The organism is Suilimivivens aceti (assembly GCF_025567405.1).
In the GTDB taxonomy this organism is placed as follows: domain Bacteria; phylum Bacillota; class Clostridia; order Lachnospirales; family Lachnospiraceae; genus Suilimivivens; species Suilimivivens aceti.
In genome coordinates this window covers 14,059-39,999 of the sequence record NZ_JAOQKJ010000018.1, presented here as the reverse complement: position 1 = coordinate 39,999, position 25,941 = coordinate 14,059, and the positions used below count along the sequence as shown (strand labels likewise).

Genomic DNA, 25,941 nt, shown 5'->3' with positions numbered 1-25,941 from the left:
GCCGTCGGGGTCGGGGTCGCCGTCGGGGTTGCGGTTGGTGTCGCCGTCGGCGTTGCGGTTGGGGTCGCCGTCGGTGTTACGGTTGGTGTTGCCGTTTCCTTCGGTGTAGGTGTAGGTGTTTCTGTCACTTTCGGTGTAGGTGTTGAAACACTATGCCATTCACCACTTCTTACTTCAAACTCTTGGGAAACAACAGATCCTGTACTGGTTGCCTTGGACACTACTTTTGCAAGTGGTGCTATAATTCTTCCAATAATGCTTCCTGCCACATTAATCGTTCCTGTATAATTCCCAAAATTCCATACGATCTTATCAGCATACTTCTGTGCTGCTTCACTTGCCGAGCTGGCATCTGTACCCGTTCCATTAATCGTATACTTCTGCAGATCAATTTCTGTTTCTTCTGTCGCATCAGACACATTCACATTAATAATGCATATCTGGTCATCTTTAGTATAAATCTGTAAATTCTCTGCCTGATTAACCAGCTTATTTCCCTTGGAATCTTCATAATAAGTTCCAGATTCACCTTTGGACATTGTGATGTTAACAACAGTAACCTCTGTTTCGCTTCCTGTTGTATCAATTCTGACCTTATCTGATACGCTAGCGCTGATTCCTTCAGTATCCTGTTTCAGAGCAAGTTCTGTAGCAATAGCTGTAATTGCTCCAATATTTTGAGATATATTGTCTGATTTATCAGCCACATCTACATTTGAGCTTCTGTCCTTTTTTACATAAAATGCAGTTTCATTTCCATTCTCATCAGTCTTTACAACAATGATATGATCGCCTAACGGTGTATACCGCTTTCCATCCTTTGTGGTGTACTCGGTCAGATAATTTCCATCAGCATCCTTATAGGTATACTTCATATGGTCTCCATTTGCATCACTGTAAACCACTTCATTTCCAAGCTCCAATGTTCCTGTGGCACTTCCTAGATCCAGTACCCCACCATCCTTAATATTGATTTCGCCAACATAACAGTCTTTTACTCTCTGATCATACTCTACATCACTTCCGATTTCATTCATGCTGTTCACATTCAGAACCTCTGCAGCAATATCAGCCTGCATATGACCATTCAGATCCATCTTTTTTGTATAAACAGAATAATCATCTGTAATCTTGTTGATTTCATTCAGAAGTTCTTCCGCCGTTTTTTCGCTATTTTCAGGAGCCGCTGCTTTGCAGACATTAAAGAGTGTCAGAGGTCCGAACTTTCTCATGGCCGTTACTTCTTCACCTTCTTCTGCGAAATAGCCATCCAGTGCTTCTACCTTTTCTTCATCTGTCATATCCTTGGACAGTTCTACCTTTTTACTCTTTACCTCGGGTGATGCGGTTGCTGCCTCAGTCACTTCCGGTGTAGCTTCAGTCTTTTCTTCCACTTCTGTTACAGCAGGGATTTCAGTGGGCTGCTCGGTTGCCTCTGCAATAGTAGCGGGTGTTTCTGAAGGGATTGCCACTGCTGCTGGCTTACTTTCTTCAGCCTCCAATGTCTGTGCTTCAGACTCAGTGGTATCGCCATTATTATCGTTACTGTCCTTGTTATTTGTATTCTGTGTCTGCTCTTCTGCAGAGCTTTCTGTCTGCTCAGGAGCAGGTGCTGTGGCTTCTTCCTGTTCTTCCTGTGCAGGCTCAGCGCTTTCTGCAGGTGCAGCTTCTTCTGCTTGGATTTCTTCTCCATCAGCAGCTTCTACTGCTTCCTGGTCTTCTGCAGTATCTTCCGGAATCTCTGCCACAGGAACCTCTGTCTCTTCCGGTTCTTCTGCCGCATCTTCTGCCGGCGTCTCTATTACTGCAGGCTCCTGTTCCTGTACTTCCACTTCTGTATTTTCAGTCTCACTGTTCTCGGTCACCTGTGGAACGGAAACTTCCTCGTTCTTCTGTTCCTGTTCTGCTGCTGCGTCGGCTTCCTCTACCGTCATCTGGCACATAATACTGTGGTCTTCCTCAGCATATGACACAAAAACATTGGTAGCCACAATCGTTTCTACCAGAACAACAGCAAGCATCCTTTTCATTTTTCTTGAAAGATTAAACATAGCAATACTCCCCTTGTAAAACTATTAACCTCCACAGGCTGTGCCACACAATACACAGATACCCTGCAGTCGGATACTGAATCCCACACATGATCCAACATCCTATTCCTATGTAGTATTTTACCGTAATCGTTTTCGCAATGCAATATCACTATGCTATTTTTGCTATCATCTACGCTTGGAAATCGCCATGCTGAGTATACCGCATGGCGATTTTTGCGCATTTTTTATGCTTTTGTTGCTATTTCTTATCTTTTTTTGTTGACTTTCTATATTGCATTGCTATAGCTATACCTGTACAGCTCATGGACGTGCCAAGTACTATCAGCCATAGGGTCAGACTCATATCATCACCTGTCCGGGATCTTCTTTTGTTAGTGATCTCTGTTCTGCCCTCTGTATCTACATAACCGGGATTTTCATCATAGCCATCCAGTACGCCTGTCTCTTTTGTTCAAATCTACACATGAGTTACGAAACTTTTCGAAATATAAAAATCTCCAGTGGCATGACAGCATAAAAACAGACACCCAGATTTCTCCGAATGTCTGTTATCTTTTTCTGTATTTATTTTCGGAAGCTGTCTCCTTTCTCAGAGACTATCTCCTGCTTCTGTTACCTTCTCAGTTCTCATAGACGGAAATATCTGCACCTTCTCTGATAAAGACTGGAATAATGTCGATCGGTGCACTGGCACTTACTGTTTCACCGCCTTCATATATCCTGCCGGTAGCACTTTCTTTCCATCTGGTGCCTGCCGGAAGGTATACTGCTCTTTCTGATATGCCTGCTTCCATCACAGGGGCTACCAGAAGATCTTTTCCAAACATATAGGCATCCTCTGTCTCCCATGCCTTCTGATCTTCCGGGAAATCAAAGAACAGCGGCCGCATGACAGGTTCTCCCGTTTCACTGGCTCTTCTCATGCACTCACGAATGTAGGGACGAAGCTTTTCACGTAGGAACAGATACTTTTTGAGAATCTCATAATTGTCCTCTCCAAAGCTCCATACTTCATTATCCTGACCGGAGGTAAGCTGACGGATACCGTCAATAAACTCCTCTTCTCTCTCATACCAGGGTGATCTTTCACCGTGCATACGGAATACCGGGCAGAAAGCTCCCCATGCAAACCATCTGACCAGAAGCTCTTTAAATGCCGGATCTGTAATATCACCGCCGATAAAGCCTCCTATATCAGAAGTCCACCAGGGAATACCGGCCATACCCATATTCAGTCCTGCCTGAAGCTGTTCTCTCATGGCACGGAAGGAAGAATGGATATCCCCAGACCAGGTCAGCACACCATATTTCTGGCTGCCTGCCCATGCACAGCGTACAAGGCTCATAATCTCCTTTTCTCCGGCTTCCTTCAGACCGTCATAAAAGCCCTTCGCATACATCACCGGATAAATATTGCTGCACTGCAGCGCCGGTCCCGCATAATAACGGTAATTGTCAAAATCGTAGGGTCCATACTCCGGCTCGGCTTCATCCAGCCAGAAGATCCTGATTCCCTTGTCATAATAATTCTTTTTGCATTTATCGAAGACAAACTTTCTTGCTCCCGGATGTGTGGCATCATAGAAGATCGTATTTCCCATCCAGGTCATGTGATCACCACAGCCTCTGTCTGTCCGGACAAGGTAGCCATTATCGCTCATCTCTCCGAAATATTTGCTTCTTTCGTCAATAGTAGGCCATACGGAAACTACTGTCTCAATTCCAAGCTCCTTCAGTTCCTTTACCATCGCCTCCGGATCCGGCCAGTCACGCTTTTCGAACTCAAAGTTACCCTGCATGGACCAGTGAAAAAAGTCAATGACAATGGCATCCATGGGAAGACCTCTTCTCTTATGCTCCCTTGCTACCTTCAGAAGCTCCTCCTGATTCCGATAGCGCAGCTTGCACTGCCAGTAACCAAGACCAAACTCAGGCATCATGGGCGTACGTCCCGTGGCATCACTATACTGCTTTTCTATCTCAGCCGGTGTATCCCCTGCTGTAATAAAGTAGTCGATCTTTTTTGTCCGCTTTGCATACCACTCTGTCTTATTTGCCCCAAAGGCAGCTGTTCCGATCGCCGGATTATTCCAGAAAAGTCCATAACCCCTGCTGGATACCATAAAGGGAACGCTGGCCTGACTGTTTCGCTGTGCAAGTTCAAGAATCGCACCTTTCTTATTCAGGTTCTTCTCCTGATATTGTCCCATACCATAGATATTTTCATCATCAAAAGCCTCAAACCGCATGGTCACTTCATATTCATCAGTTCCCTGCACGGGCTTCATTTCCCTGGCATCAATCCTTAAAGGAACCGCATAACGATTGATCCTGTTTCTGTTTCTCCAGTACTCTGCTGTCAGCAGTTCTCCCTTTTGATTATAAAAGCTGATCCAGCCCTCCGGATTGATCTTCACCGTAAGCTTACCATTGACCATGGTATATTCCTTCCCAGTCATATGATATTTCGTCCACTCATCCCCTTTGTACCATGGATCAGTGATATCAAGCTCCTTTTCAGTGATGACCGGAATACATTCCTTCACAGGCTCTGTCAGCGCCCAGTCATTCTCATCCATTCTGGCTTCTTTTGTCATCCTGATCCTGGCAGAATTTTCTCCCCATGGATCGATCCATACCTGTGAAACGCCCTCTGCTATGATCAGTCTGTTTCCTTCCTGCCTTACCTTCATCCTTTATCCTCCTGTTGTCAACAGCATTATTCCTGACAGGCAGTATCCTCCTGTACATATTCAGGCACTTCACCCTTCAGGAAATAGCATCCGACAGAGCCGGTATAGCTTGCCGTAATACTGCTTTCCGGTTTAAAATAGACAATTACCTCATAATCTGTATCAAAATCCACATCTGAGGTAAAGTCAGCCCCACCCTGATCCATCGGATACAGCTTGTGACTGATTTCCTCAATTTTATCCCTGTCGCTATAGGTCTGTCTTACCATATAAGGATCGCCCTCATATGCATAGGTATCTTCATAATATACCGGTTCTGCGCTGTCTATCATACTTTCCGTATAAACTGCTGTATCTGCTACTGCCATATCTGTATTCGATTTATCCCAATTATAATTGATAACCTGTATTTTCTCAACCTCATCAGGATCAATAAATATTTCCTTATAAAGTCCCTTTTCCTTCAGAAATGCTGCACAATTCTCATAAGAAGGATATATCCTGAATTCCTTATGCCGATTCATAGTATAAAATCCATTGTCCTGCTGCACTGCAATTTCCAGACTTCCGTAAGATATTTCCTTTCTGGTTTCTGAAAAATCAGTTTTTCTGATATCCTCCATAAAACACTTCATCAATGTCAGTGCATCTTCCTCAGACAGTTTACCGGCATCAATGCTGTTTCCATAGGTATAGCTAAGCTTTATACCGTCTGCATGCTTCTCCATAATCTGATATATGGTATCCATCATTTTTCCATATACTGCAGAAATATATTCTTCGGAATCAATCACCCGGTCAAGCAGGTCAAGTGTCTCCTGATCCTTCATATTCACATAAAATTCCCGCTGTACAGTCTTATGGTTTCCCATCCGGTACATCACGTTCAAACAATACCATTCTGCATTCTCATCCTCGTAAAGAGCACTCAGGTCAGAATATTTTCCAAGACTATCAATAGATTTCTGCAATAATTTATTCAGTGATCCAATATCTGACAAATACATATTATCTGCCAGATACTCCATACGATCCTCATATTTCAGGTTTTCGTCATAATAATCATCACCATATACACTGTATTCATAGGGTGAAATCAATACTGCACTGCTCACCCTGTCGACCTTTGGCACATAGCTGTTATATCCAGTAAGATCCTTTGAAAATACAAGGAAGATCAATGCAGCTGCTGCACTGGATATCAGAATATGCCATTTTTTGTGCAGAATCCCACGAATGTCAAATTCATAAACCACCTGCATCAGGCAGCATACCACAACCACTACAATGGCCATGGAAAAGACAGGAAAACCAGGTGATCCGCTATTCCATAAGGGTGAATATCCCACTATATTACTGACAATCAGACCGGCAAACAGTGATGCCGGTATGGCAAGTGCAATTTTGATCACAGGCTGTGTTACTTTAAAAGCCATTGCTCTGCCGGCTGCTTCTGCCGGACGTTTCCGGTAACACCAGTATGCAAGAGCCAGCACAATTCCGCTGAACAGGGAAAGCTGCAGCACCGTTCCGAGGATACCCGCCTGTCCTTCACTTCTTTTTTCACTGTAACGGATAAACATGGCGATTGGCGAGAAATACGGCATATCCGACTGGTTAAATGTGGAATAATGTGGAAAAAACATCAGCTTATAGCCAGAGAGCACACTTCTTACCATCCATTCATATAAGAAAAAAACACCAGTTCCAAGACACGTAATCAAAACATTTCCCGTCAGCATGACTGCCAGAATGGTCATATGATAACAGCCAAGATATACAAACAAAAGCAGGAAAAAGGCAATTCCGGTCTGCTGCAGAATTTCTGCAGTCAGCATTTGATTTCCTGCCATAACCAGCAGACATAATACAGTACCAGCAAATCCTGGTATCAGATATACCAGAACTCCATTTAACCAGATTGTCAGAAACCGCCGGCTCTGTTTCACAGGAGCTGCCTGATAAAAATCAATTTTATTCTTATGATAAAGATAGCTGAAGCCCTGTATTCCGCTGACTATGGCAACTCCCGAAATTATCACAAGAAGCAGAAGATTATCCCCATTAAATATCTGCAGAAGCTGATTCATGGTCTCCTGCCGGATTCTTGCCATGCCTGCGCTTTCCCCATACTGTTCAATCAAATAACTGTTATTTGTTTTATAACTGCTGATAAACATGGCTGTCACCGTCGGCAATACCACAAGATAAGTAAATGCACTTAATATCCACAGCCAGATTCTCCTTTTATTATTTTCCTTCAGACTAACCCAGAATGAGTTTTTTGATATCATAGCCGACTACCTCCGTTTCGCTGATAAAGATCTCTTCAAGAGATAAAGGAAGAGCCTCAAAAAATACAGTATTGACAGTAGCAAAGATCGCCAGGATTTCCGCCTTGTTGCCACGTACGGTAAGCGTATTTAACGATCCCCTCTTCTCATTTTTCATAATATCCAGTGCCCCGATCGCCCTTGTTTCATCCTCACTGGTTGCAAAAACACATTGTACCTTCTGGATGTTGCATTTCATATCCTCAAGATCCTTGGACAGCAGCACTCCTCCCTTATGAAGCAGTCCCACATGATCACAGATATCCTCAAGTTCCCGCAGGTTGTGGGAAGCAATGACCGGTGTCAGTCCTCTTCTTTCCATTTCACTGGCGAAGATACTTTTGATCCCCTGGCGCATAACAGGATCAAGCCCGTCAAAGGTTTCGTCACAGAGAAGATATTTTGCGTTGCTGCAAATGCCACAGATCAGGGCAAGCTGCTTTTTCATTCCTTTGGAATAGGTATTGACCTTGCGCCTTTTATCCAGGCCAAAGTTTACAAGATAACTATAAAAATCCTCTGTCATAAATTCAGGATAAACGCTGGAAAGATATTTCTGCATATCCATTGCATTACTGTTTGCAAAGAAATATGGCTCGTCAGCGATAAAATAAAATTTTCTCTTTGCCTCAACATTGTTTAATACAGCAAGACCATCTATTGCCAGTTCCCCTTCATCCGGTTCCAGTACTCCTGCAACCATCCGCAGGAGTGTACTCTTTCCTGCTCCGTTTGTTCCGATCAGTCCAAATACGGTATTTTCCTTTATTGAGACACTGACATTATCTACTGCCCTGATCCCGTCAAACGACTTGCTGATATTTCTGATCTCTATCATCTCACGCTCTCCCTTCCGCCGCCAGAACTGCCTCTGTCAGTTCCTTTTCTGTCACTCCGATGCTGAATGCCAGTTCACTGGTCTGTGTAATTTTATCAAGCAGTTCTTTCCTGTACTCCGTAAGAAGTGACTCTTTTCCAGATGCAAAATTCCCCTTTCCTTTTACTGTATAAATGTAACCAAGCCGTTCCAGCTCCCCGTATGCCCGTTGTATGGTATTGGGATTGATGGAAAGCTCTACTGCCATATTTCTAACACTCGGCAGTTTCTCATCCTTCCTGATCACCCCACGCAGTATCAGCATTCTGGTCTTTTCAACGATCTGCTCATATATAGGCCTGCTGTCCCTGACATCAATATAAATCATAGCGTCCCCCTCTCTTTCAATCTGAGCGAATCTGTTTCCCTATTTGTACGTGTATTATTACAGTTAATACACTTTCGATATTCTCATGCTAGCAGAGCATTTCCCATGTGTCAATGTACCTGCCCTAATGTTAAGATTATCTTCAGGTTATCTTAAGAAACACAGTGGTATACTGTATTCTTCATTGTTTTCTCAGAAACTCTGTGATAACATAATGAAAAATCAGCATTTCGCTGATGAGCATTTTCGTAAAAGAGGAAACGATCATGAATACTTTAGTACATACCGGTTCTTTTCTCGGTAATCTCACAGGCACTGTTCTGTTTCTGTACTTTCAGGGCTGTGGTATCCTGTTTAGCGGATTTCTGCTCCGCAAAAAAGATATGATCACAAGGCTGCTGTGCGGCAGCGTTTTAGGCAGCGTCCTTCTGATGTGGATACCCGCTCTTTTTTCCTTTATATTCGGTTTTTCAAAGCTGTCCCATATTCTGGCCGCCGGATCATGTACGCTGATCCTTTTTCTGCTGGATTTTTTCAAAGCTGAAAACGCTCCATATCATCTGCCATCCAGAGAATGTATTCGCGCCTTTCTAAAAAAGCACCGGATATTTCTGATCCTGTGCAGCACCACCTTTATTCTTTTTGCTTATATGCTCTCTACCCATACTCTGCTGGTAAAGGAAGACGGTCTACACACTGGCCAATGTTCCTATGGGGATATTAACTTTCATCTTGGCGTCATTACCGGAATTTCCGTTCAGCAGACATTTCCACCGGAATATACGATCTCTCCCGGTCACAGACTCTGCTACCCGTTTCTCTGCGACAGTATTTCCTCCAGTCTGTATACCTTCGGAGCATCTCTTCGCTATGCCTATATGTTTCCCATGTACTTTGCCATTCTTCAGGTCATGACAGGGTTTTACTGTTTTGCTTATACATGGTTAAAAAAAGTTTCAAAAGCCTGCCTTGCCTGGTTTTTATTCTTTTATAATGGAGGACTTGGATTTCTTTACTTTTTGGACTGGACAAATAATAAGACTTATTTCTTTCAGAATATTTTCACGGAATATTATCAGACTCCGACAAACCTGATCAGCAATAACATCCGCTTTGTCAACGTTATCGTGGATATGCTTCTGCCGCAGCGTGCCACACTCTTTGGCTATGCTGTGCTTTTTCCCTGTCTGTGGCTTCTGTGGCGCGCTGTGTATCATCAGGAAAAAGACCTTTTTGCCTTCTGCGCACTGCTTGTCGGAGCTCTTCCTATGATCCATACCCATTCATTTCTGGCTATGGCCATGGTCAGTGCTTCTTGGCTTCTGATGCAGTTATACCACAGCCTGCCTCATAAACTTCCCATAAAAAAGCCCGGCCTTTTTCTTTGTCTTTCCTTCTTTACCGGTATGAGTATTCTACAGCTTTTCAGCCATGGAGAAGCCGGAAGCGACAGTCCTGTTTTTATGAAAATATGCCTTTCTGTTCTTGCACTGTTATTTCTTTTTGGCATCACTGCACTCTGTTCCTATATAAAGCAGAATGGCTGTAAGGAGCTGCTTTTCACCTGGGGAATCTATCTTGTCATCATACTGATGCTTGCCCTGCCCCAGCTCTTTAACTGGACATTCTCCCAGGCATCTGGCTCTGGCTTTACCACCAGTCACTTTAACTGGTCAAATCAGGGAGATCCTTATCTCTGGTTTTATATCAAAAACTTTGGTGTGATCTTTCTCCTACTGATCCCAGCACTAATCTACTGCTCGAAGAAAACCTTTGCCATCATATGTCCGGCTTTTCTGATCTGGTTTGTCATGGAGCTGATCTCTTTCTCTCCTAACACATATGACAATAACAAGCTATTGTATGTGGTCTATCTGTTTCTATGCTGCCTCTGTGCAGACTATGGAGACTGGATCTATCAGAAAGCAAAACGTCTTCCAGGTGTCCGTCTTTGGACTGTCTGCTTTCTTCTGTTTTCCTGTGTTTCCGCCATTCTGACCCTCGGCCGGGAAATAGTTTCCGATTACACTCTTTATGCAAACAATCACGTAGAGGCAGCTCTTTATATTGAGCAGTCGACTCCCCCGGACACTGTGATCCTGACCAATGACCGTCATGTAAATGAGATCACTTCCCTGACTGGCCGCAATATTGTAAGCGGTTCTCCTCTCCTTCTTTCTACTCATGGCATCTACGATGAGCAAAAGGTGCAGGATGTAAAAAGCATGTTTGAGGATCCGGCTGCTTCTGCCGCTTTATTTGAAAAGTATGATGTAGATTATATCATGATCTCTTCCTGGGAACGAAGCAGCTTTGCTCTGGATGAAACCCTGTTTGACCAGCTGTTCACCTGCGTATTTACCAGTGGAGACATCAGAATTTATCAGATCCACCAATTATAAACGGCTACACTGCCCACAAGGTTCAGACAGAGCCCCCATACCGCAAATGGTATATGATATTTAATCAGCTTCGGATACTCCTTATCACACCACAAAATTCCCAGATAAATCCAGGGAATAATATCGTTGGAATATCTGTTGCCAAACTGCCATGCTCCCATTGTCCTGTGCATGACAATGATCGTCATATAAATCGTTGCCAGTATGCTTACAAAAATCAGCTTCTTCAGTAAGGTAGTATTCCCCTTTGCAACAGAATAAATCATATATAAAATACATATAGCAAAAACAGGCGTGATCAGCATCATGCTCAAATTTCCCATATTATCAATAATCATACGTCCATTTTCATCAAACCGCGGCCATGCGAACAGTTGCCTTATATGTTCTTTCATATATATAACATTAAACTGTCCATTGGGTTCATTTACAAACTCTGGCAAATATTTACGTCCGAACTCTAAAATATTTCCAAATCTGACATAATTCAGAACCATATAAGATACTGCTATTAATGTTACCGGTACAAACCATAAAACTCTTCTCCTGATCATTTCCAATACTTTTCTTTCCGGGCAGTCCATATGTTCCTTCTGATATAAAAGATATAACAGTAATGGTATAAAAACGATCTGCATCGGCCTGCATCCAACCGAACATGCCCATAATGCCAGCGCAAGCCCACCCCTTCCTTCAACAGCATAATAAACAGCTGCTACTGACAAAGTGACACACATTGCCTGTGCAATAAACCACACTGAGGGATCCAACATCACGAATACATAATCAGAACAAATCACTGCCAGTAAAGTTTCCAACATGGCTGCCTGCGGATTTATTCCTTCTTTCACGGCCAATCTGTACATATAAAATGTACACAACAGATTACTGATAAACAGGATACAGGCATCTGGTGTATTGCTGCCAAAAATAAAAGTCAGCGGAAATAAAATGTAAGAAGGAAATGGTGGAAAACTGACATAATACTTTCCCTGATAGATGGCTAGTTCAAGCCATGGATAATCCTGTCCAAGATCCAACCTTCCCTGTCTCCAGGAATCTGCCTGCAATGCATATGAATTATATACTGTGGAATCCAGTAGTCCCTTTCCCGTCAGCATACCGGCTATGATCAAAAAAACACCTACCGATATTATTGTTATAACACCATACTCCAGATTTTCTTTTTTCCTGTCCATGTTTTCCCTCACACCATATTTACCCTAAACAAAACCGCACGCTCAACTATATCATCTGTTAAACGTGCGGTCATATGAATCTATTTTATAAAATAGCCTATTTCTTAATCAGCAGAGATTTTCCTGTCATTTCAACCGGCTTCTCCATACCCATCAGCTCGATCAGCGTAGGAACGATATCTGCCAGACAACCGCCCTCTCTTAAAGTATAAGAAGGATCTGCATTTACAAGAATGAACGGAACAGGATTTGTTGTATGCGCTGTATAAGGAGCTCCTGTTTCATAATCAACAAGCTGCTCTGCATTTCCATGGTCAGCGCAGATAAAGAGCTGTCCATCTACTTCCTTGATCGCATCTACAGCCTTGCCGACACACTCATCTACTACCTCGATCGCCTTGATTGCTGCTGATTCAACACCTGTATGACCAACCATATCCGGGTTAGCAAAGTTAATGATGATCACGTCATATTTACCGGACTTGATAGCAGCTACCAGCTTGTCACATACTTCGTACGCACTCATCTGAGGCTTTAAATCATAAGTAGCAACATCCTTAGGGGAATTTACAAGGATTCTGTCCTCTCCCTCATTTGGCTTCTCCACACCACCATTGAAGAAGAAGGTAACATGTGCATACTTCTCTGTCTCGGCAATTCTTGCCTGCTTCATATGATGCGCTGCCAGCCATTCGCCAAAGGTATTGGTAACAGAAATCTTTTTGAATGCTACTTCCTTGTTCGGAATTGTCGGATCATAATCAGAGAAGCATACATAAGTAGTCTTGATTCTTTCTCCTCTTTCAAATCCCTTGAAATCATCATCACAGAATGCCCTGGTAATTTCTCTTGCTCTGTCAGGTCTGAAGTTAAAGAAGATCACTGAGTCATTGTCCTTAATGGTTGCCACAGGTGCCCCATTCTTCATCACAACAGTAGGCTTTACAAACTCATCTGTTTCATCTCTGTCATAGGATGCCTGGATTCCTTCTGTTGCACTGTCTGCCTTAAGCCCTTCTCCCTTAGTAAGTGCATCATAGGCAAGCTTTACCCTGTCATAATTGTTATCTCTGTCCATTGCATAATAACGACCACAGACTGTTGCGATCTCGCCTACACCAAGCTTCTTCATTTCTGCTTCCAGCTCTTCTGCATATCCTTTACCACTGGCAGGTGGGGTATCACGTCCGTCAAGGAATGCGTGAACATAAACCTTCTCAAGGCCATTTCTCTTAGCCAGTTCAAGAAGTCCGAACAGATGTGTAATATGGCTGTGTACACCTCCATCGGAAAGCAGTCCGAACAGATGAAGGGAAGAATTATTCTTCTTGCAGTTCTCTACTGCATCAAGCAGTGCCGGATTCTTAAAGAAATCACCATCCTTGATCTCTTTGGTAATTCTTGTCAGTTCCTGATATACGATACGTCCTGCACCCATATTCAGATGACCAACCTCTGAGTTTCCCATCTGTCCTTCCGGAAGACCAACTGCCATACCACTGGCATTTCCCTTTACAAAAGGATACTCCGCCATCAGCTTGTCCATAACTGGTGTATTCGCTTCTGCTACTGCGTTATGGTCTTTTCTGTCATTCAGTCCATAACCATCCAAAATCATTAAAACTGTAGGTCTCTTCATGATCCATTCTCCTCACTGTTATTTATTTTATCCTTGAATTTGTTATTTTAGTAACAATCTTTTCCACTTGGAATTATACACGGAAACATCTGGTCTTGCAACAGATTTCCTGCAAAACTTCCCCTGTATGCTACATTATCTGTTTCCACTGATAATAGCCTGTCATGTAAATTATCATCAATGTCCAAGACAGTCCAATAAGTATCTTTCCAATTCTTTCGTGTTTTGTGATAAATTGCCCTGTAATCATAAACAGGGGCACTGCACATAACGTATATCTTGCACCGCTGATCAGCCATGAGGATGAATATGTCAAAAGGAAATATGCAATCAGATTCCACAAATAAGCAGCACTAATTTTAATTTTTATCCCATATGCTATTACTGCTATATATATAAATATCAAAACAAATTCCGGTACCCATAATGCCATTCCCTCCGGTGTATACCATTTCTGAGCAGTATAACTGCTCACGTATTTTAACGTATCCCAAATAGGAACCAACCTGTTGCCCCAATGATTTTTCTGATAATAAAGAAAACGGAACGGATCTCCTTCTATCATATAATTTATCACCATATAAACCAGTGTACCCCCTATCATTGGCATACACTTAATCCCAGGCCATATGATCTCTGTAAAAATTCCTTTCCAGTCATTTCCTTTCATTCTCTTCAGCAATTGTCCACTTTCAAAAAGTTCAGCAATAACTGCTATTATAAGTAATACTCCCTGATTTCTTGTAAGACAAGCCAGAAAGCCAACAAATGCAACTTCAAAAAACCTATGCTTCCTCAAGTAATAAAAAAACATTGCAGATAATGCAAAAAACAGGGATTCTGTCATAATCGCCCCGAAAAAAAATCCAAAGGGAAAAACTGCCTGCAACATCATCGTTTTTGTTGCGCATCTTCTGTCAAATTCCAAAGTAGTTATTTTATCCAGATATACACATCCTATTGCAAAACACACAGTTGAAATCATCATTGCTGCAATTCTTGAATTATGTACAAACAGATTTAATGTCCGGATCAGCCATGGATAAAGCGGATAAAAAACCAAAAATAAATGCTGTCCATTTTCTATGGCTCCCTCATATCCTACCTCTGAAATATTAATATAATTAACAGTATCCCATCTACTCCATGCATCCAGAAAATCATTCATTTCCAATGGTTTCTGATAATCACCAAACAAACACATGATAATAACCGAGCAAAAATATACGAATATTCGAAATCCAATTGCACAGGCAAAAACCCTGGAACTTCTTTTTTCTAGAACCTGTTTCATGGCATCTCTTCTCCTCTTACATCCCAAGTCTGTTTTCAGCTTATCGTACAGAACATGACAATCGATGCTGTCCCAAACAGCAGCATAGCTGCCTTCATCAAAGCAGCATATCCTTTTCCTGCAGCCAAAGCCAGGTTCAGGCTCTCTGAAAGCTTTCCAAGTAATACTACTTTCAGAATAGGCACGATCAGAAAATATCTTGCATCCATACTGCAGCCAAAAGGCTCTTTATAATACGAATAACAAATAAACAGCAGATAAAACGCAAACATTCCCATTAGCGCCCATTCATCATGCTCTTTTTCTCTTTTTGTGATCCATCTAAACATAAAAGCAATCAGGAAAATTGTCATCAGCAGATTGATGATCAGAAGTGTATAAGGAATAACCTTCCCCATTTCAAAAGAGAACTCACCAAATATTTCCGATTTCAGGAAGTAGGTAGAAAGATTATAATCTTCATATGTGTTAGCGTATGGTGACGAAATAAGATTTCTCCAGTTTATTGGGGCAAATCGCTCCCACAGAGAATGTTCTCCAGTCCATAATATATTGCCAACTTCCTGCTCATTAATATAGGTAAACGGGATTCCAAACCTGATCGCATTTCTGATATAAAACCACAGTCCAAGAGGTGCTGCAATCCCGGCAAATATTGCTGTCTGTCCAATATATTTCTTTATTCTTTCATGGTCTTTTACCATTTTTTCCAGTACAAAAATAACCAGTAATCCCATTGGAAGAATGCAGCTTAAATTCGTCTGTAACCCAAGTCCAAATGTGATCGCCGCATAAACCGTATTCCAGAAACTGGAATCATGCTGCCACTTCAGAGCCGTATAGATTTCCATAACTGCAAACAGACAACTGAAAGCATCCTCTCCAATCCTGCCTGCTGCAAGATACATTCCCGGCAGAAATGCCACAAACCACATTGCCAGAATTTTATTTTCCGCTTTCATCTTCAACTCTTTGCATAACTTTAAAGAAAACAGAAGGGTCATACAGGAGGCCATACAGGAACCAAGTTTCCCACCTATCGATCCTATGAAATAAATATTTCTATCATATGTCATAAGCTGCAGTATCTTACATACTCCTGCTGTAAAAAAATATGAAAACGGCTGATGATACAGCTGTCCTTCATAGGTATCCGGCAATTTTCCTCTCTCTATCAGCCACATCAGGTAACTGGCCTTACTATTTTGGGTATAATCATCATAATACCAGACATCATGGACTCTGCTGAATACACCATTATAAAATGTATATCCGATCCGCATGATACAGCCAAGCAAAAGGATCCATCTGAGAATTTTTTCTTCTCTTTCCCCTCTGGAAGCCATCAGAATATCACCTACGAACAGAAACGTACCCAAAAGAATGCAGATCCACATTCCCATATGGATCTTTTCTGCCCCGATACCCTGATTAGCAATCATAGCCTGACCTATTACCGGAATGCTTACTACCAAAAGGCAGAAAATATATTCATAAATTCTGTCTTCTGCCCTGCTCCTACACATATGCCTTATCCACATCGATCACAGCCTGATAAGTCGGATCGATCTCTGCAATCTTTTCTTTCAAATATGCTACTACCTGTTCATCCGTCATGGAATACTCATAGGGCAGAAGGATATCAAAAATCAGATTTGTATGGGTTGGTCCTTTTACGATCCTGAAATCATGGAAGCTTACCTTCCCCTCCATTCCCTCTATAATTTTTTCAACCTTCTCCTTCAGTTCATTGGTCAGTTCATCATTCAGACAGACAGGATCCATATGGATCACTGCACTGCAGCTCAGTTCCTTTGTCAGACGATGCTCGATCCTGTCGATCAGATCATGCAGCTCCAACAGATTTCCTGTAGATGGTACCTCTGCATGCACCGAAAGCATAACTCTGCCAGGGCCGTAATTATGTACTACCAGGTCATGGATCCCCAGTATCCCCTGATCCTTATATTCCATGATGATCTCCTCCACCCGGTTTACAAATTCCGGTGTAGGTGGCTGTCCCAGCAGCGGACTGATCGTATCCTTCGCAGCACTGATTCCCGTCATACAGACAAAGGCTGCTACTACGATACCGCAGAATCCATCCACCTGGATCCCAGTAAATCTGGCAAGCAGAGTAGTAGCAAGTACCACAAAGGTAGCGATCGTATCGCTCAGGCTGTCTTTTGCTGCGGCTCCCATTGTTTCACTTTCTATCCTGGCTGCAACAGATCTGTTATATGCGAACATATATACTTTTACGAGTATGGAAAAGATCAGGATCAGGATCACAAGCATACCGGCTTCTACCGGCTCCGGATGCAGGATCTTATCCACTGATGATTTGAACAGTTCAAAAGCCATGATCAGTATGATCACAGATACCAGAAATCCTGCTATGTATTCTATCCTGCCATGTCCAAAGGGATGCTCACTGTCAGGCTTCTGTCCGGACATTTTAAAACCGACCAGTGTGATGATCGATGAACCGGCATCTGAAAGGTTATTGAATGCGTCTGCTGTCACGGCAATGGATCCGCTGACTGCTCCTGCGATCGCTTTCCCTGCAAAGAGCAGCAGGTTTAAAAAGATTCCAACCGCTCCACACAGCATACCATACTCCTGCCGTACTTCCGGGTTTTCTGTCTGTTCGCGGTTTTTGATAAAAATTTTGGAAAGTAATGTAACCATATAAATTTCCCCCTGTATATTTTGTATATTTTACGTCATTTGATCCTGAAATACAACATTTAATTAAATACCTGTTGACAAGTACAAATGTTCGTTGTAATGTTTACATATCGCATAACTATTAACTGGTCAAAGTAGAAAGGAGGGTATATACCGTGATCAACCGCAGTACTTTACATTCACAATTCTATAGCTGTTTCAAAGAAGAAATTACCCTCTTGTCTGCAGGAAGTACCATCTGGAACTGACCTGATCCTTTTAACCAGACAATCTGATACTGCTGTTTACAGCTGCTATGGTAATTTCCATGGCAGCTTTTTTATTCTTACATACTGAAAAGTGAACTCACCGGCAGCTATCTTCAGTATGTTTCACTGAGAGAGGAATACATGAAAAAAATAACAACTTATCTCTGGGAGCACCGTCTGGCCTATTTTTTCGCCATTGCTTCCATGATCATCAGCGTATCTCTTGATATGCTCTCACCACAGCTTACCAGACATATCGTAGATGATGTCATTGTAGGCGGTAACATGGATCTGCTTCTGCCACTTCTGCTTGGCATACTTCTCGTAGGCGTTGGCAGATGTATTTTCCAATATACTAAAGAATTCACCTTCGATGTAACAGGGTCCAGAATCATGGCAGAAATGCGTACCCGGCTGTTTGACCACATCCAGTCACTGAGTGCGGATTTCTTTGATGAAACCGGAACCGGTGAACTGATGAGCCGGATCAAGGATGACATTGACAGGATCTGGGACTGCTTTTCCTTCGTAGGAATGTTGATCCTTGAAGTCATAATCCACACTTTCATCGTGCTGTTCTGTATGTACAGTCTTGACTGGCGTCTTGCTCTGCTTCCCACGCTCTGTATGATCGCCTCTGCCTGCATTGCCATTACCATGGAACACAAGCTTGGTTCTATCTACGAAGCCATCAGTGAGGAAAATGCCACCTTAAATACGGTTGCAGAGGAAAATCTTGCCGGTGTCCGAACCGTAAAGGCATTTGCAAGAGAAAAATTTGAAATAGGGAAATTTTTATCCCATAATAAACGCTACTATGACCTGAATATGGAGCAGTCAAAGGTTTTCATAAAGTACTCTCCCTATATCAGTCTGATTACCAAACTGCTTCCTCTTGCCATGCTGATGATCGGCGGTGTATTTGTCATGAAAGGAGAAATTTCCCTGGGAACCCTCTCTGCCTTTCTCGCCTACTCAATGAATATTGTATGGCCTATGGAAATGCTTGGCTGGCTGACTAACTCCCTTTCAAGCGGTATTGCCTCCAGCAAAAAATTAAAAGCAATTTATGCGAAAACGGCAAGCATTAAAGATCCTGAAAACCCGGTCATCCTTCCTTCCGTAAAGGGAAAAGTAGAATTCTCAAACGTCTCTTTTCATAAGGCTGACGGTTATGAAATCCTTCACGATATTTCCTTCTGTGTGGAACCCGGCAGGACAATTGGTATCATGGGTGCTACCGGAGCCGGCAAAAGTTCTATCATCCACCTTCTCCAGCGTCTTTATGATGTATCAGAAGGTGCCGTTTATCTGGATGACATAGATATCAGAAAGCTCTCCCTGAAGCAGCTTCGCAGTTCAGTTTCTCCGGTTATGCAGGACGTATTCCTTTTCTCTGATACGATCCAGGAAAATGTAAAGCTTGGCAAGAAAAATGAACTCTCTGCAAATGCTGTCAGATCTGCGATCCAGAATGCCCAGGCGAAAAGCTTCGTGGAAAAAATGTCCCTGCAGTACGATACCGTCATTGGAGAACGTGGTGTTGGGCTCTCCGGTGGACAGAAACAGCGTATCACAATTGCCAGAGCCCTTGCCAAGAAGGATCCTGTACTTGTTATGGATGATTCAACTTCTGCCCTTGATATGGAAACCGAGCAGAATATCCACGAAACACTGCAGTCACTTTCCGATACCACCAAGATCATCATCGGTCACCGGATCAGTGCTGTCTGTCATGCCGATGAAATTATCATCCTGGAAAATGGCAGTATTGCCGAGCGTGGTACCCACCAGTCTCTGCTTGCCAGGAAAGGACTGTATTATAAAACATATCTTGCCCAGTATGGACAGGACACAGAATCAAAAGAAAAGGAGGGACTCACCCATGAGTGTTAATTCCTATAAAGAAGATGAGCATTCCACAGGAACCAGCAAACGGAATACCTTAAAACGTCTGTTCTCCTATCTGCTCTTCTATAAAAAGAAAATTACATTTGTTCTTGTGATCATGGGCTTCTGTGTTGTTGTATCCCTGCTGAATCCCCTGTTCATGGAATATGCCATTGACAACGATATTACATCCGGTAATATGTCAGGTCTTGTCCGGCTCATTCTGGCTGCTGCTGTTCTAAATCTGCTGATGGTTGCCGGGATCAGACTTCGTATGTATCTCATGGCAGACATTACAAACAGCATTCTGGTTACGATAAGACAGGAACTGTATACCCATATCCAGACACTGGATTTTAACTTCTTCGACAGCCGTCCTACCGGTAAGATCCTGTCGAGGATCATCGGTGATATCAATTCCCTTAAGGATGTCCTTGGCAATTTTGTTACTACCATGATCCCTGATCTGCTGACTGTCATTGCTGTAGCAGGGATCATGCTGGTCAAGAATCCGCCTCTTGCCCTGGCAGCCCTCTGTTCACTTCCGCTAATGGCTCTTGGTATGTGGCTGATCCAGACGATCTCCCACAAACGCTGGCAGATCTTTCGTAAGAAAGCTTCCAACCTGAATGCCTTTATCCACGAAGATATTTCCGGCATCCGGGTCATCCAGAGCTTTACGGCTGAGCAGGAAACGGCAGAAACCTTTCGTGAACTGGTAAAAGAACACAGACATTCTTTCATAAGAGCCTGCCGCATGAATGACAGTCTTGGTTCCATTATTGATTTTTCCTGGGGTCTTGGTGTTGCTGCCATGTACTTTGTCGGCATCCGCATTCTTGGTACAGATCAGGTATCCCTTGGTACCTTTATCGCCTTTGGCACTTATATCGGTATGTTCTGGAGTCCGATCATGAACCTGAGTAATTTTTATAACCAGATCATCACCAATCTTGCAGCTGCTGAACGTATCTTTGAGGTACTCGATACCAAACCTGAAATTACGGATGAAAACGATTCTGTCATGCCTCCCATGAAAGGGGATGTCGTTTTCCAGAACGTATGCTTTTCCTATGACAATAAGGTTAACGTCCTGCAAAATGTATCCTTCCATATCCATCCTGGGGAAACAATTGCCCTGGTTGGTCCAACCGGTGCCGGTAAGACAACCATTGTCAACCTGATCAGCCGTTTTTATGATGTCCAGAAGGGCGCTGTACTGATCGATGGCATTGATGTCCGCAGCGTCACTACCTTAAGTCTTCGCAGTCAGATGGGTATTATGACACAGGATAATTTCCTGTTTACCGGCACTATCCGCGACAATATCCGCTATGGAAGGCTGGATGCCACAGATGATGAGATCATTGCAGCAGCCAAGGCAGTCCATGCTCATGAATTTATCATGAAGCTCGAAAAGGGCTATGACACTGAGCTGAAGGAACGTGGCGGCGGTCTGTCTGTTGGTCAGAAACAGCTTCTTGCTTTCGCCAGGACCATGATCTCTGATCCTTCTATCCTGATCCTGGATGAAGCAACCTCCAGCATCGACACCAATACAGAGCTACTTGTCCAGGAGGGAATCGAGACCCTGTTGCAGGGACGTACCTCTTTCGTGATCGCACACAGACTGTCTACTATCCAGAAAGCTGACCGAATCTTTGTCATTGATCAGGGTGGCATCCTGGAAGAAGGAAACGCCCATGAATTATTAGAAAAAAAAGGAGCCTATTACAGACTCCACATGGCACAAATGGCACTGCCTGTATCATAGATACAGCAGTGCCACTCCTGATTTCTTTCTCCGGCATCCCAAAACTCTGCTTAAAACTCTGTCGTCCACTCGTGCTCGCCGCCCCAGTCTCCGATCAGCTCAGTCACAGTTCCCTCCGGGTTCTCCACTCTTGTTTCGAAACGATAATTCATCTGCGGTACATATTCTCCATTGATCTTGACATTACTGTAGAGATAAATGAATTCATATACTGTATGAGGGAAATACTCACCACTTTCAGAAGAAGGCTCATAGGAAATACAGATTCTCTGTACCCCTGCATCCTCCTGCTTGGCTGTCCAGATATTGATCACGTCTGATTTGTTCCCACATTCTTTAAAATCTGCGAAAGCAAACTGATAGCTGCCATCTGCATAAAGAATCTTCATTTTGTCACAGTTTACCGGAATGTAGGTTGCTCCCTTCCAGTACTCCATGGTTCCATTCATAAAGGCATCCCTGATCGCCAGATACTCTTCACTATTCATAAACTCCTTGATCGGTTCAAAGCTGCCGGAGCGGAAGATCTCAAATGCACCGGCAAAAAGCTGCTGGGCTTCCTGCGCCTTCTGTACACAGGTGCTTAACTGCTGCAGCTCTGCATTGTCTCCGATCTCGACAATCCTGGAAAGCAGTCCCGCATAATCATCCAGATGCTTCACTTCAAGCCCCAGAGCATCAAGCTTCGGTGCTGCCAGCTTCTGGATCTCTGCAAGAAGCTGATCGGATGGCTGGCTATCATATACCAGCAGAAGTCTCAGCATCATATCCTGATATTCTTCATAACCACAGGAATCACTTTCGGTTCCATTACAGAGTAACTCCTCCTGCTCACTGTCTTCTCCGAGAAGTCTGTCATAGCAGGCATCCAAAAGCGTATATACATCCTGATTAGCTGCATCCTTTTCCAGTACAGACACACATTTACCCAATGTATCCAGTGTACAATTCTGACTATTGATATCATCTACTGCTTCATTTAATAGTACTGTACAATAATACTGCAGCAGGCTTTCATCCTGTGTAGTCTCCCAGCCCTGATACAGAATCTGCTCTGCCGCCATCGTATCTTCCTTTGTCAGATAAGCACCTGCCATAGAACGATAAGCCTGTACAGAGGAAGAATCTATCTTCAATGCCTCCTGACAGGATGCAATAGCATCATCATAGGCTTCCGTTTCTATATAGGCATTCGCTTCCTTAAGCTGCCTGGCTACCTGTACTCCTGGCAGAAGCCGGTAGATCAGTACGCCTGCTACAACAATCACAGCTACACAAAACACTGAAAAAACGATCTTTTCGATCATCACGATCCGTTTTCTTTTCTTCTTGCGCTTTGCTCTTGCCTCATTTCTTTCTCTAACTCTTCTTAACTCTTTCTCTTCCATCTCAAACCTCTGATAAATAAACAAACAACCAACTTCTCTTATGTTATCATAGAAAAAAGACATTGACAAATTTTTTTATCTTCTTTTTTCTCTTCTGCTCCTCTCTGTCCTACGACCAGAGCTGTTTCGTCCATGACCTCTGCTGTCCCGGCGTCCCTCGCCGTTTCGACTGCCATCGCTGTCCCGGCGTCCCTCGCCGTTTCGCCTGCCATCGCTGTCCCGGCGTCCCCCGCTGTTCCGTCTGCCATCGCTGCCCCGTCTTCTGACTCTGTCAAAGAATGATCTTTCCTCCTGGAGTTCTTCCGGCTCTTCACCCACATTCATATACAGAAGAGCCGCTGCAATCGTAATGGGATCTGTTTCCTTCTTTGCAGCCTCTCTTTCGATCATACCCCGCAGACGCTCCAGATCCTTTTCTGTATAAATCTCCGTGGCTGCAGCAAATACTTTTTTCGCTTTGGCAGATAAAATATCCTTCGGTGCAGGCAGCCTTCTTTCCTGTATCGTTGTGTGGCAGATCCTTTCAATGTCTCTGATCTTGTAGATTTCCCTGCCACTGACCAGTGTAAAGGAACGGCCTGTCCTGCCGGCACGTCCGGTTCTGCCAATACGGTGTACATAATATTCAATATCTTCCGGTACGTCATAGTTAAATACGGCGTCCACACCACTGACATCTATCCCTCTGGCCGCTACATCCGTAGCGATCAGGAAATTACAGCGTCCATTCCGGAAAGAATTCATAACCGTATCCCTCTGATACTGGGAAAGATCTCCGTGAAGTCCCTCTGCCTGATATCCTCTTTCCTTCAGGAATTCTGCCATCTCATCAACCATCTTTTTGGTATTACAAAAGATCAGTCCCCTTACCGGCTGATAGTAATCAAGCAGTCTGCAGATCGCCTCCTTTTTATCCTGTCTTGCAATTTTGTAATAGGCCTGTTTTATTGCTGATACTGTGATCTCCTTAGGTGTCACACGAATATATTCTGCATCTTCACTTTGGTATTCATGGGTAATCTGCAGGATTGCTTCCGGCATAGTTGCAGAAAACAATGCCATCTGATGCTCCTCTGGCATATCCTTCAGAATGGTCTCAATGTCCTCCCTGAATCCCATATTCAGCATTTCATCTGCTTCATCCAGTACGATCATGCGGATTTCCCTTGTCTTGATCGTATGCCTGCGCATATGATCCATCACACGTCCCGGTGTTCCCACAACAATCTGTACACCGCTGCTCAGCGCTCTGATCTGTCTGTTAATATCCTGGCCGCCATAAACCGGTAACACTTTGATCCCATGCTTATATCTGGCCAGTTTTCTGATCTCCTCTGCCGCCTGGATTGCAAGTTCCCTGGTCGGGCAGAGTACGATCCCCTGCAGCTTCTTCAATTCCGGATCCACTCTCTGGATCATCGGTATTCCAAAGGCTGCTGTCTTACCGGTTCCAGTCTGTGCCTGCCCGATAATATCCCTCCCCTCCAACATTACCGGGATCGCCTTTTCCTGAATTGGAGACATGGTTTCAAATCCCATAGAGAGAACTGCCCTTAAAATATCTTCATCTATCGCTGCATCTTGAAATACCATTCCAGCATCCTGATCTGGCACTCCATGATCCTTTATCATCTGTTCTGCCGTTTCCTGCTTTGTTACATTCTTTTCCTTTGCTTCCTGCATCTTAACTTCCTGATCCATAAAAACCTCTTTCTCTTTCTTTTGCTCCGATGCCATGTCCACTTCACTCAAATCTCTGTCCGCAGGCAGATACACGTTGATTCTGCAATCATTCTCCGTATACAGGGCAACGAAAAAGGCAACACCTTGATAAAGTGCTGCCTTATCACAACATGACCAATTGTATCTGTTATTACGTGTTCTGTCAAGAAGAAAAAATCATCTTTCTGTTTTCTCTTCTGGTTTCTTTGCATTTTCTGTATCATTCAGGAATTCTTCGATCAGGAAACGGGGTCTTGCTTTTGTTTCCAGATAAATCTTACCAATATATTCTCCGACTACGCCAAGCGATAAAAGGATCAATCCTCCGATAGCCCAGACAGAAACCATAAGTGTAGTCCATCCTACAATCGTTGCTCCCATGAAATGTCTGACAAGGGAATAGATCAAAATCCCAATACTTACCAGAAAAATAAAAAATCCAAGGAACGTGATCATCCTGATCGGCTTGGTGCTTAAAGATGTGATCCCCTCTATTGCAAAAGAAAGCATCTTGCCAAGAGGATACTTGCTCTCCCCTGCAAACCTCTCTCCCCTTTCGTAATAAACCACATCTGTGGAATATCCGATCATCGGTACGATACCACGAAGGAACAGATTGACCTCCCGAAACTCGGCCAGTCCCTCCAGTGCCCTTTTACTCATCAGTCTGTAGTCCGCATGATTAAATACCGTATTGACCCCCATGGTGTTCATCAGTTTATAGAAGCCCTCTGCAGTCGCCTTTTTGAAAAAGGTGTCCTTTGCACGGCTGCTTCTCACACCATATACAATATCTGTTCCATTCAGATATTTCTCAACCATTTCATCAATGGCATTGATATCATCCTGCAGGTCTGCATCCATGGAAATAGCCATATCTGCATGATCCTTTACTGTCATCAGTCCCGCCAGGAGCGCATTCTGATGCCCCCTGTTCCGGCTTAAGTTTACCCCGCCAAAAACCGGGTCTTCTTCATGAAGTCTCCTGATGATCTCCCATGTTCTGTCTTTGGAGCCATCATTGACAAATATGATCCTGCTCTCTGGATCGATCTTTCCTGCCTTTACCAGTGTCGAGAGTTTTTCCTTCAGGCGCTTTGAAGTTTCGGGAAGTACCTCCTGTTCATTGTAACAGGGAATTACCATATAGAGTTTATTTCTCATGAGCCCTCTCCTTCTTACGTCCTTTTTCTCCTGACTGTTTTCTATCATTTTTGCCATTAAGCAGCATAATGACCGAAGTTATGATACCGCCACATGCAACAGCGATCACAAGAACCCAGATAAGCATAGCATTGGAATCCCCCGTTGCTGCACATCTGATCCATTCATTTCCTATTAATTCCACTCTGAACTCCAACCTTTTTTAATCTGTTTCTATCAGTATACTTTCTATTGTCCCAAAAGTA

Annotated in this window: 17 protein-coding genes; 3 read left to right on the top strand and 14 right to left on the bottom strand. The window is 43.3% G+C overall.

The window, feature by feature from the left end:
• The 5 genes from OCV77_RS15335 to OCV77_RS15315 form a co-directional block, all read right to left on the bottom strand.
• Window positions 1-2,051 (bottom strand): hypothetical protein (locus tag OCV77_RS15335; protein WP_331488904.1); only part of this gene is annotated, 2,051 nt, incomplete at its 3' end.
• A gap of 623 nt (window positions 2,052-2,674) precedes the next feature.
• Window positions 2,675-4,747: a glycoside hydrolase family 31 protein gene (locus tag OCV77_RS15330; RefSeq protein ID WP_262575882.1), complete on the bottom strand. Its 2,073-nt coding sequence runs from the start codon at window positions 4,745-4,747 to the stop codon at window positions 2,675-2,677.
• A 26-nt stretch (window positions 4,748-4,773) separates the two neighbouring features.
• Window positions 4,774-7,041: a hypothetical protein gene (locus OCV77_RS15325; protein WP_262575881.1), complete on the bottom strand. Its 2,268-nt coding sequence runs from the start codon at window positions 7,039-7,041 to the stop codon at window positions 4,774-4,776.
• Window positions 7,013-7,918 (bottom strand): ABC transporter ATP-binding protein, encoded by a 906-nt coding sequence (locus tag OCV77_RS15320; protein ID WP_262575880.1) that lies wholly within the window; start codon window positions 7,916-7,918, stop codon window positions 7,013-7,015. Before OCV77_RS15320 ends, OCV77_RS15325 begins: the two co-directional genes overlap by 29 nt.
• A 1-nt stretch (window position 7,919) precedes the next feature.
• The gene (locus OCV77_RS15315; RefSeq protein WP_118799294.1) at window positions 7,920-8,285 is read right to left on the bottom strand and encodes a GntR family transcriptional regulator; all 366 of its coding nucleotides are present in this window, start codon (window positions 8,283-8,285) and stop codon (window positions 7,920-7,922) included.
• 266 nt (window positions 8,286-8,551) lie between these two features.
• Between OCV77_RS15315 and OCV77_RS15310 the strand changes: the two genes are divergently transcribed.
• Window positions 8,552-10,687 (top strand): hypothetical protein, encoded by a 2,136-nt coding sequence (locus OCV77_RS15310; protein WP_262575879.1) that lies wholly within the window; start codon window positions 8,552-8,554, stop codon window positions 10,685-10,687.
• Here the strand turns inward: OCV77_RS15310 and OCV77_RS15305 are convergent.
• The 5 genes from OCV77_RS15305 to OCV77_RS15285 all read right to left on the bottom strand — a co-directional run bounded on the left by OCV77_RS15305 (window position 10,669) and on the right by OCV77_RS15285 (window position 17,510).
• Entirely contained in the window at window positions 10,669-11,886 is a 1,218-nt protein-coding gene (locus tag OCV77_RS15305) for a hypothetical protein (RefSeq protein WP_262575878.1), read from the bottom strand. The genes OCV77_RS15310 and OCV77_RS15305 overlap by 19 nt on opposite strands.
• 97 nt (window positions 11,887-11,983) lie before the next feature.
• Window positions 11,984-13,528 (bottom strand): 2,3-bisphosphoglycerate-independent phosphoglycerate mutase, encoded by a 1,545-nt coding sequence (gpmI, locus tag OCV77_RS15300; RefSeq protein ID WP_262575884.1) that lies wholly within the window; start codon window positions 13,526-13,528, stop codon window positions 11,984-11,986.
• A gap of 127 nt (window positions 13,529-13,655) precedes the next feature.
• Window positions 13,656-14,819 (bottom strand): glycosyltransferase family 39 protein, encoded by a 1,164-nt coding sequence (locus OCV77_RS15295; RefSeq protein WP_262575877.1) that lies wholly within the window; start codon window positions 14,817-14,819, stop codon window positions 13,656-13,658.
• Between the two features lie 35 nt (window positions 14,820-14,854).
• A complete protein-coding gene (locus OCV77_RS15290; RefSeq protein ID WP_262575876.1) occupies window positions 14,855-16,345 on the bottom strand; it encodes a hypothetical protein in 1,491 nt (496 codons plus the stop codon).
• Window positions 16,338-17,510, bottom strand: coding sequence for a cation diffusion facilitator family transporter (locus OCV77_RS15285; RefSeq protein ID WP_118799299.1), 1,173 nt, complete (start codon window positions 17,508-17,510; stop codon window positions 16,338-16,340). Before OCV77_RS15285 ends, OCV77_RS15290 begins: the two co-directional genes overlap by 8 nt.
• Window positions 17,511-17,899: 389 nt before the next feature.
• On the opposite strand from OCV77_RS15285, the gene OCV77_RS15280 reads away from it, so the two are divergent.
• Together OCV77_RS15280 and OCV77_RS15275 are read left to right on the top strand one after the other, a co-directional pair.
• Entirely contained in the window at window positions 17,900-19,654 is a 1,755-nt protein-coding gene (locus OCV77_RS15280) for an ABC transporter ATP-binding protein (protein WP_262575875.1), read from the top strand.
• Window positions 19,644-21,422: an ABC transporter ATP-binding protein gene (locus tag OCV77_RS15275; RefSeq protein WP_262575874.1), complete on the top strand. Its 1,779-nt coding sequence runs from the start codon at window positions 19,644-19,646 to the stop codon at window positions 21,420-21,422. The genes OCV77_RS15280 and OCV77_RS15275 overlap by 11 nt, the downstream gene beginning before the upstream one ends.
• A gap of 50 nt (window positions 21,423-21,472) precedes the next feature.
• Here OCV77_RS15275 and OCV77_RS15270 read toward each other — a convergent pair whose 3' ends face one another.
• The 4 genes from OCV77_RS15270 to OCV77_RS15255 form a co-directional block, all read right to left on the bottom strand.
• The gene (locus tag OCV77_RS15270; protein WP_262575873.1) at window positions 21,473-22,810 is read right to left on the bottom strand and encodes a tetratricopeptide repeat protein; all 1,338 of its coding nucleotides are present in this window, start codon (window positions 22,808-22,810) and stop codon (window positions 21,473-21,475) included.
• Window positions 22,811-22,885: 75 nt separating this feature from the next.
• Window positions 22,886-24,511 carry a DEAD/DEAH box helicase gene (locus OCV77_RS15265; RefSeq protein WP_262575872.1) on the bottom strand — a complete coding sequence of 542 codons (1,626 nt, stop codon included), beginning with the start codon at window positions 24,509-24,511 and terminating at the stop codon, window positions 22,886-22,888.
• 198 nt (window positions 24,512-24,709) lie between these two features.
• The gene (locus tag OCV77_RS15260; protein WP_262575871.1) at window positions 24,710-25,696 is read right to left on the bottom strand and encodes a glycosyltransferase family 2 protein; all 987 of its coding nucleotides are present in this window, start codon (window positions 25,694-25,696) and stop codon (window positions 24,710-24,712) included.
• Window positions 25,686-25,880 carry a hypothetical protein gene (locus OCV77_RS15255; RefSeq protein WP_262575870.1) on the bottom strand — a complete coding sequence of 65 codons (195 nt, stop codon included), beginning with the start codon at window positions 25,878-25,880 and terminating at the stop codon, window positions 25,686-25,688. Before OCV77_RS15255 ends, OCV77_RS15260 begins: the two co-directional genes overlap by 11 nt.
• Between the last annotated feature and the right edge of the window lie 61 nt (window positions 25,881-25,941).

Coding starts and splice junctions, on each gene's coding strand:
- OCV77_RS15280 (WP_262575875.1), top strand. CDS start 17,900: ATGAAAAAAATAACAACTTATCTCTGGGAGCACCGTCTGGCCTATTTT.
- OCV77_RS15310 (WP_262575879.1), top strand. CDS start 8,552: ATGAATACTTTAGTACATACCGGTTCTTTTCTCGGTAATCTCACAGGC.
- OCV77_RS15270 (WP_262575873.1), bottom strand. CDS start 22,810: ATGGAAGAGAAAGAGTTAAGAAGAGTTAGAGAAAGAAATGAGGCAAGA.
- OCV77_RS15275 (WP_262575874.1), top strand. CDS start 19,644: ATGAGTGTTAATTCCTATAAAGAAGATGAGCATTCCACAGGAACCAGC.
- OCV77_RS15315 (WP_118799294.1), bottom strand. CDS start 8,285: ATGATTTATATTGATGTCAGGGACAGCAGGCCTATATATGAGCAGATC.
- OCV77_RS15265 (WP_262575872.1), bottom strand. CDS start 24,511: ATGGATCAGGAAGTTAAGATGCAGGAAGCAAAGGAAAAGAATGTAACA.
- OCV77_RS15260 (WP_262575871.1), bottom strand. CDS start 25,696: ATGAGAAATAAACTCTATATGGTAATTCCCTGTTACAATGAACAGGAG.
- OCV77_RS15295 (WP_262575877.1), bottom strand. CDS start 14,819: ATGAAACAGGTTCTAGAAAAAAGAAGTTCCAGGGTTTTTGCCTGTGCA.
- OCV77_RS15305 (WP_262575878.1), bottom strand. CDS start 11,886: ATGGACAGGAAAAAAGAAAATCTGGAGTATGGTGTTATAACAATAATA.
- OCV77_RS15320 (WP_262575880.1), bottom strand. CDS start 7,918: ATGATAGAGATCAGAAATATCAGCAAGTCGTTTGACGGGATCAGGGCA.
- OCV77_RS15325 (WP_262575881.1), bottom strand. CDS start 7,041: ATGATATCAAAAAACTCATTCTGGGTTAGTCTGAAGGAAAATAATAAA.
- OCV77_RS15330 (WP_262575882.1), bottom strand. CDS start 4,747: ATGAAGGTAAGGCAGGAAGGAAACAGACTGATCATAGCAGAGGGCGTT.
- OCV77_RS15290 (WP_262575876.1), bottom strand. CDS start 16,345: ATGTGTAGGAGCAGGGCAGAAGACAGAATTTATGAATATATTTTCTGC.
- OCV77_RS15285 (WP_118799299.1), bottom strand. CDS start 17,510: ATGGTTACATTACTTTCCAAAATTTTTATCAAAAACCGCGAACAGACA.